Annotated in this window: 7 protein-coding genes; all 7 read right to left on the bottom strand. The window is 73.4% G+C overall.

From position 1 onward, the window contains the following. Positions 1-87 precede the first annotated feature (87 nt). The 7 genes from AB0D08_RS32650 to AB0D08_RS32620 all read right to left on the bottom strand — a co-directional run bounded on the left by AB0D08_RS32650 (position 88) and on the right by AB0D08_RS32620 (position 6,082). Complete coding sequence (locus AB0D08_RS32650) at positions 88-1,005, bottom strand: ABC transporter substrate-binding protein (protein WP_359893859.1); 918 nt, start codon at positions 1,003-1,005, stop codon at positions 88-90. Further along, positions 1,002-1,706, bottom strand: a complete 705-nt coding sequence (locus AB0D08_RS32645) for an ABC transporter permease subunit (protein WP_359893857.1) — start codon at positions 1,704-1,706, stop codon at positions 1,002-1,004. The genes AB0D08_RS32650 and AB0D08_RS32645 overlap by 4 nt, the downstream gene beginning before the upstream one ends. Continuing rightward, positions 1,703-2,368, bottom strand: coding sequence for an ABC transporter permease (locus AB0D08_RS32640; protein ID WP_033818604.1), 666 nt, complete (start codon positions 2,366-2,368; stop codon positions 1,703-1,705). Before AB0D08_RS32640 ends, AB0D08_RS32645 begins: the two co-directional genes overlap by 4 nt. Continuing rightward, on the bottom strand, positions 2,358-3,425 hold the full coding sequence (locus tag AB0D08_RS32635) for an ATP-binding cassette domain-containing protein (RefSeq protein ID WP_033818605.1): 1,068 nt from the start codon (positions 3,423-3,425) through the stop codon (positions 2,358-2,360). Before AB0D08_RS32635 ends, AB0D08_RS32640 begins: the two co-directional genes overlap by 11 nt. 227 nt (positions 3,426-3,652) lie before the next feature. Next, on the bottom strand, positions 3,653-4,051 hold the full coding sequence (locus AB0D08_RS32630) for a rhodanese-like domain-containing protein (protein WP_082526272.1): 399 nt from the start codon (positions 4,049-4,051) through the stop codon (positions 3,653-3,655). Continuing rightward, positions 4,045-4,551 (bottom strand): cysteine dioxygenase family protein, encoded by a 507-nt coding sequence (locus AB0D08_RS32625; protein WP_359893854.1) that lies wholly within the window; start codon positions 4,549-4,551, stop codon positions 4,045-4,047. The genes AB0D08_RS32630 and AB0D08_RS32625 overlap by 7 nt, the downstream gene beginning before the upstream one ends. A gap of 343 nt (positions 4,552-4,894) precedes the next feature. Further along, positions 4,895-6,082 (bottom strand): hypothetical protein, encoded by a 1,188-nt coding sequence (locus tag AB0D08_RS32620; RefSeq protein WP_359893852.1) that lies wholly within the window; start codon positions 6,080-6,082, stop codon positions 4,895-4,897. Positions 6,083-6,155 lie beyond the last annotated feature (73 nt).

Raw genomic sequence — 6,155 nt, 5'->3', positions numbered from 1 at the left:
CTCCGGGTCCGGATGACGCCGGCCCCTCGGGCGGGGCGCGGGGGGGCGTCCGGCCCGAGGGGCCGTCGGTCGGGTCCGCGCGGGGACTCAGCCGAGGTTGTTGGCCGTCAGCCAGTCCTTGGCGACCTTCTGCGGGTCCTCCTTGTCGACCGAGACCTTGGTCATCAGCGAGGTCAGCCCGGCGGTGTCCAGCTTGGCGGAGACCGCGTTCAGCGCGGCGGTCGCGGTGGCGTCCACCCCGGCCTTGTTGACCAGCGGGGTGACGTTCTGCGAGCTGAACACGTTCTTCGGGTCGGCCAGCGACACCAGCTTGAACTGGACGATCCGCGGGTCGGTGGTGAACACGTTGCCGGCCTGGACCGAGCCGTCCTTCAGCGCGTTCGCGGTGGTGTCGGCGGTCGGCTTCCACTCCTTGAAGGTCAGCCCGTACGCGTCCTTGAACTGCTGCTCCCGGCGCGACTTGAACTCCGGCGGGCCGCCGACCGTGAACTCGCCGGCCTTGCCGGCCAGGTCGGCGATGGACTTCAGGTGGAACTTGTCCGCCGTCTCCTGGGTGACGGTGAGCGAGTCTTTGTCCTCGGCGGCCGAGGAGTCCAGCACCGCCAGCTCGGCGGGCAGCTTCTGCAGCAGCGCCGCGTTGACGTCCTGGGTGCCGGTGGCGGTGGCCTTCGGGTCCAGGTAGCCGAGCAGGGCGCCGTTGTACTCGGGCAGCACGGTCAGGTTGCCGCTCTGCAGCTGCCCGTACAGCACCTCGCGGCTGCCGATGTTGAACTTCTCCTCGACCTTGACCCCCTTGGCCTTCAGGGCCTGCGAGTAGATCGAGGCGAGCAGCACGTTCTCCGGGAAGTTGGCCGAGCCCACCACCACGGTCTTCCCGCTGCCGCCCGCCGGGGCACCGGTACCGCTGGGCGCGGCCAGCGGGTCGCCGCCGCCGGAGGAGCTGCACGCCGCCGCGCCCAGCACGATCGCGGTGGCGGTGACGATTCTGACCAGACGGGACGTCATAGTGCTTCCTTGGTGGAGGGTGCGGACCGCCGGACGCGTTCGCCGGGCGGCAGGGTGAGACGGATCAGCAGGGCGAACACCAGCTGGGTGGCCACGGCCAGCAGCACCACCAGCAGGGCGCCGCCGAGCGTGGTCGGGAAGTTGCGGGTGGCCAGCCCGTCGATCACGTACCGGCCGAGGCCGCCGAGACCGACGTAGGCGGCCACCGTCGCGGTCGCGATCACCTGGACGGCCGAGGTCCGCACACCCGCCAGTGCCGTCGGCAGCGCCGCCGGGACGCACACCCCGAACAGCACCTGCCGGTGGGTCAGGCCGATGCCCCGGGCCGCGTCGCGCACCTCCGGATCGGTGCCCGCGATGCCCTCCGCGGTGGCCACCAGCAGCGGCGGCGCGGCCAGCGCGACCAGCGGGATCAGCACGGCGAGGTCGTCGACCCCGGCCAGCAGCACGGCCAGCGTCACCAGCCCGAGGGTGGGCAGCGCGCGGGCGACGCCGGTGAGCGCGGTGACCACGAAGGTCCCCCGCCCGGTGTAGCCGATCAGCAGCCCGACGGGGACCGCCAGCACCGCCGCGATGGCCAGCGCCTCGCCGGAGATCACCAGGTGCTCGGCGATCCGGTGGACGATCGCGTCGGGACCGCTGCGGTGGTCCGGGGCGGAGAAGAAGGTGTTGAGCCAGTTCAGCCAGTTCAGCCAGTTCACCGGCCGGCCCCCGTCCGCCGGGCCCAGGGGGCCAGCAGCCGGCGCAGCAGCACCAGCAGCAGGTCGGTGACCAGGGCCAGCAGGGCGACCAGGACGATCCCCGCCACGATCGGCGTCGGGAAGGTCCGCTGGAAGCCGTCGATGAACAGGTAGCCGAGCCCGCCGCGGCCGACCAGCGCGCCGACCGCCGCCAGCGAGATGGAGGCGACCGCCGCCACCCGCAGACCGGCCGTCAGGAACGGCACCGCCGCCGGCAGCTCGACCGCCGTCAGCCGGTGCCAGGGCCCGTAGCCCATCGCGGTGGCCGCCTGCCGGACGGCCTCCGGCACCGCGCGCAGCCCGTCCACCGTGGTCGGCAGCAGCACCGCGACCGCGTAGAACGTCAGCGGGACCATCACGGTGGCGCGGGTGGCCAGCCCCGTGTACGGGATCAGCACCACGAACACCGCCAGCGAGGGCAGCGCGTAGACCACGTTGAACAGGCCGGCCAGCGGCTGGTACAGCCTCGGCCAGCGGACACAGGCCAGGCCGAGCGGCACCGCGACCAGCAGCCCGATCAGCACCGGGACCAGGGCGATCACCGCGTGGTCCAGGGTCAGGTCGCGCAGGTAGCCGAGATGGTCGCCGATCCAGTGCCAGCGGACCAGGGGTTCACCGTCCACCGGGCGCCACCCCGTGCTCGGTGCGCACCGGTGCGGCCTGCGGCCCGGTGGCGGCCAGGATCGTGGCGCGGTCGGCCAGACCGGTGGCCCGGCCGGTGTCGTCCACGGCGACGGCGACGCCCGCCGGGGACAGCACCGCGGCGTCCAGCGCGCTGCGCAGCGTGTCGCGGCCCGGGTGGAAGACCGGCGCCGGGTGCAGGGTGGCGTCCCCCGGGGCCCGCCAGCCGGCCGGGCGGCCCGAACCGTCCAGCGCCAGCTCCCAGCCGCCGGGGCGGTGGCCGGGCGGCTCCAGCGGGAGGCCGTCGGCCGGGCGCAGCCCGAGGCCCCGCAGGCCGCGGTCGCGGCCCAGGAAGGCGGCCACGCCGTCGTCGGCGGGGGCGGTCAGGAGGGTGTGCGGATCGGCGAGTTGGGCGATCTCGCCGTGCTCGCGGAGCACCACCACCTGGTCGCCGAGGCGGACGGCCTCCTCGATGTCGTGGGTGACGAACAGCACCGTCTTGTTGAGCTCCGACTGCAGGCGCAGCAACTCCTCCTGGAGTCCCGCCCGGACCACCGGGTCGACCGCGCTGAACGGTTCGTCCATCAGCAGCACCGGCGGATCCGCGGCCAGCGCCCGGGCCACCCCGACCCGCTGCTGCTGGCCGCCGGACAGCTGGTACGGGTACCGGCCGCCGGCCTCCGGCGGCAGCCCGACCAGCTCCAGCAGCTCCGCGGCGCGGGCCCGGGCCCGCTTGCGGTCCCAGCCGAGCAGGCGCGGCACGGTGGCGATGTTGTCGAGCACGCGGCGGTGCGGGAACAGGCCGGCCTGCTGGATCACGTACCCGATGCCGCGGCGCAGCTCGGCCGCGTTCCGCTCGGCGACGTCGACCCCGTCCAGCAGGACGCGGCCGGAGGTCGGTTCGACCATCCGGTTGACCATCCGCAGGATCGTGGTCTTCCCGCAGCCGGACGGCCCGACCAGCACCGTTATTCGGCCCGCGGGGACGTCGAGGTCAAGGCCTCCGACGGCGACCGTGCCGTCGGGGTGGCGCTTGGCGGCGCCGTCGAATCTGATCACAGAGGTGTTCCTAGCGGTGGCCGTACGGTGGAACGGAGCGGATGGTGCCGGGGTCGGTCGTGCGGGTCGGTGGTTCGGGGTCGGTGGTTCGGGCTCGGTGGTTCTGGTGCAGCCGGGCGGGTGAACGGGACGGCTCCTGACGGTCCAACCGGTCGGGCGGCCCGGCTATGCCCGAACTTATCGAACAATTGTCGAATGGTCCGCCAGCACGGCTGCCCGGGCGGGCCTCAGCCCAAACCCCGATCCGCCGTCCGGGTCGGCAGCCCGGCCGCCGCCCAGGCGACGAAACCGCCGTCCAGATCGGTGGCCCGGTGCAGGCCCAGCTCCCGCAGGCTCGCGGCCGCCAGGCTCGACGCGTACCCCTCCGAGCAGACCACGATCACCTCCAGCTCGCTGCCCGTGGCCTCCGGGATGCGGTGACTGCCCGTCGGGTCCAGCCGCCACTCCAGCACGTTGCGCTCGATGATCAGGGCGCCGGGGATCTCGCCCTCCCGGGCGCGCTGCGCGGCCGGACGGATGTCCACCAGCAGCGCGCCGCGGCCGGCCGCCTCCTGCGCCTGTACCGGCCCCGGCCGGTGCACGCCGACCCGCGACCGCGCCACCAGTGCGTCCACCGCGCTCACCACTGCTCCGGCCCTTCCACCGCGGTCCGCACCAGACCGCCGGCCCGCAGGTCGTAGCGGGACATCCCGCTCAGCGGCGGCGAGTACGCATGGATCGTCACCGCGGGACCGGCCGCCGAATTGCGGACGTCGTGCAGGTAGTCCGGCCCGAACGCCCGTACCGCACCCGGTGCCAGACGGCGGATCAGCAGGCCCTGGTCGGGGCCGGCCAGCGACAGCTCCTCCAACTCGCCCAGCGCGACGGTGAACGCACCGGCCGAATCGCCGTGGTCGTGGAAACCGGTCGACTGCCCGGGGAGCCAGCTGATCAGCCACACCTCGTGGTCCCGGTCGGCCGCCAGCCGTTCGTACCAGCGGTCCCCGCTCGCCAGCCGGACCCGGTGGATCCACTCCTCGGGGCGCTCCGCCAGATCGCGGACGACCGCCCGCAGGGCGTCGGGGGTCAGCGGCCGAGGTGGCCGCGCGGTGCCGGCCGGTGCCGGCTGAAGGCTCACAACACTCATCGGATGTCCTCAACGAGGCCGAAGGGAACGGCGGCGACCCTGCGCAGCCGACGGCGACCGGCGCGGGCGCCGACCGGAAGGGCGGCAGAGACGATCAGTGGAACGACGATCGGTGGAACAGGGCCCCGGACGACGACACGGGGCTGACCGAATCGGTCAGCGGGCACACATGTCGCTCGCCTGGCGTCGCAGATCGACGTGCAGGCGGCAGACCAGAGCGGTGCCGGGCTTCATGCGCCAGATCGTTCACGACAATCCCCCACCGAGTCAAGCCCGGCCCACCCCCTGGACCACCCCGTTCCCCCACCCGGCGGCCCGGTGACACTCCGTGCCGGCGTCGTTCCTAGGATCGGCGGCGGGTGAGGAACCAGGCGCCCCCCACGGTCAGCAGCGAGAAGGCCAGCAGGCCGCCGCCGAGGGCGAGCAGCAGCCAGAGCCGGTCGCCGAGGCCGAGCTGGCCGCTCAGGGTGACCTGGAGCGATCCGACGGCGAACGCGATGGCGGCCGTGAACACCGCGACCAGCTCGACGGCCCGCACCGTCGAGGACTCCAGCGTGCTCCGCAGCTCCTGGTTGGCGGCGTCCTGCTGGTCCCAGAGGTGCTGCTGCCGGGTGGCCCAGACGGCGCGCTGGCGCCCGTCCAGGATGGTGTGGCGCTCGCGCAGGTACTGCTCCTGGAGGAGGCCGTGGCTGCCCCGGCTCCCGATGGCGGGCAACTGCGCGAGAGCGGCGTCGATCGCATCCAGGGCCTCGTCGAAGCGCTCGCAGATCCGCAGCCCGGACGCCAGCCGGAAGTGGAAGATGTGCGCGTCCGGATGGTCGGCGAGGGCCTGCTCCGACCTGGCACGCAGCAGCTCGCCCTGGTCGTCGAAGGGGCGGGCCGCCCACAGTGCGTGCAGGCAGATGTCGGTCACCTGCCGGCTGCGGTCCGGGGCGTTCCACGCCCGGTCGAGCAGTTCGATCCCGTAGGCGGTCGACGAGGACCGGCTGCCGAGTGCTGCGAAGGCACCGTACGCGGCCACCAGCGGATCGCCCGCCGGGCAGCGGGCCATCAAGGGGGAGCCCTCGATGAACCTGCGCAGTGCGTCGAACTGGAAGTTGGCCTGCAGCTTGCTCGCCTGGTAGAGGGCAGCGAACCGCACCACCGAGCCGTCCGGTTCGGCCGTCAGCTGCAAGGCTGCCAGGGCGAGTTCGGTGTCGGACTGGACGGTGTCGCGGGTGATGAAGGCGTAGCCGGAGGCCCACTTGCCGGTCACCGTCGGACGGTCGGCGGCGGCCACGTGCGCCACCAGCCACCGTCCGCAGGCGGCGGCCTCCTCGACCGTCGGGCCGGCCAGTAACCGCCGACGCCAGTAGCGGTCCGCGCAGATCAGGAACGGGTCGGCGGCGAAGTCCGAGCTGGTGACCGTGAATTCGGGCTCGATGCCGTGGTCGATCAGCGCACCGGCGACCTCCTCGCAGACCCGGTCCAGCTCGCGCGAGTCCCCGGCGGCGATCCCGGACAGCGGTGCGGTCACCAGGTCGTGATCCATCGGCTCCCCCTGAACCCCCTCGGACACCCGTCCATGTGTAGATATCACGCGGGACCCTCCGTGGGCGGTGGAT

The sequence above is a fragment of the Kitasatospora sp. NPDC048540 genome (genome assembly GCF_040651175.1).
Classification (GTDB): Bacteria; Actinomycetota; Actinomycetes; order Streptomycetales; family Streptomycetaceae; genus Kitasatospora.
This window is presented reverse-complemented; position numbering and strand designations above follow the sequence as displayed.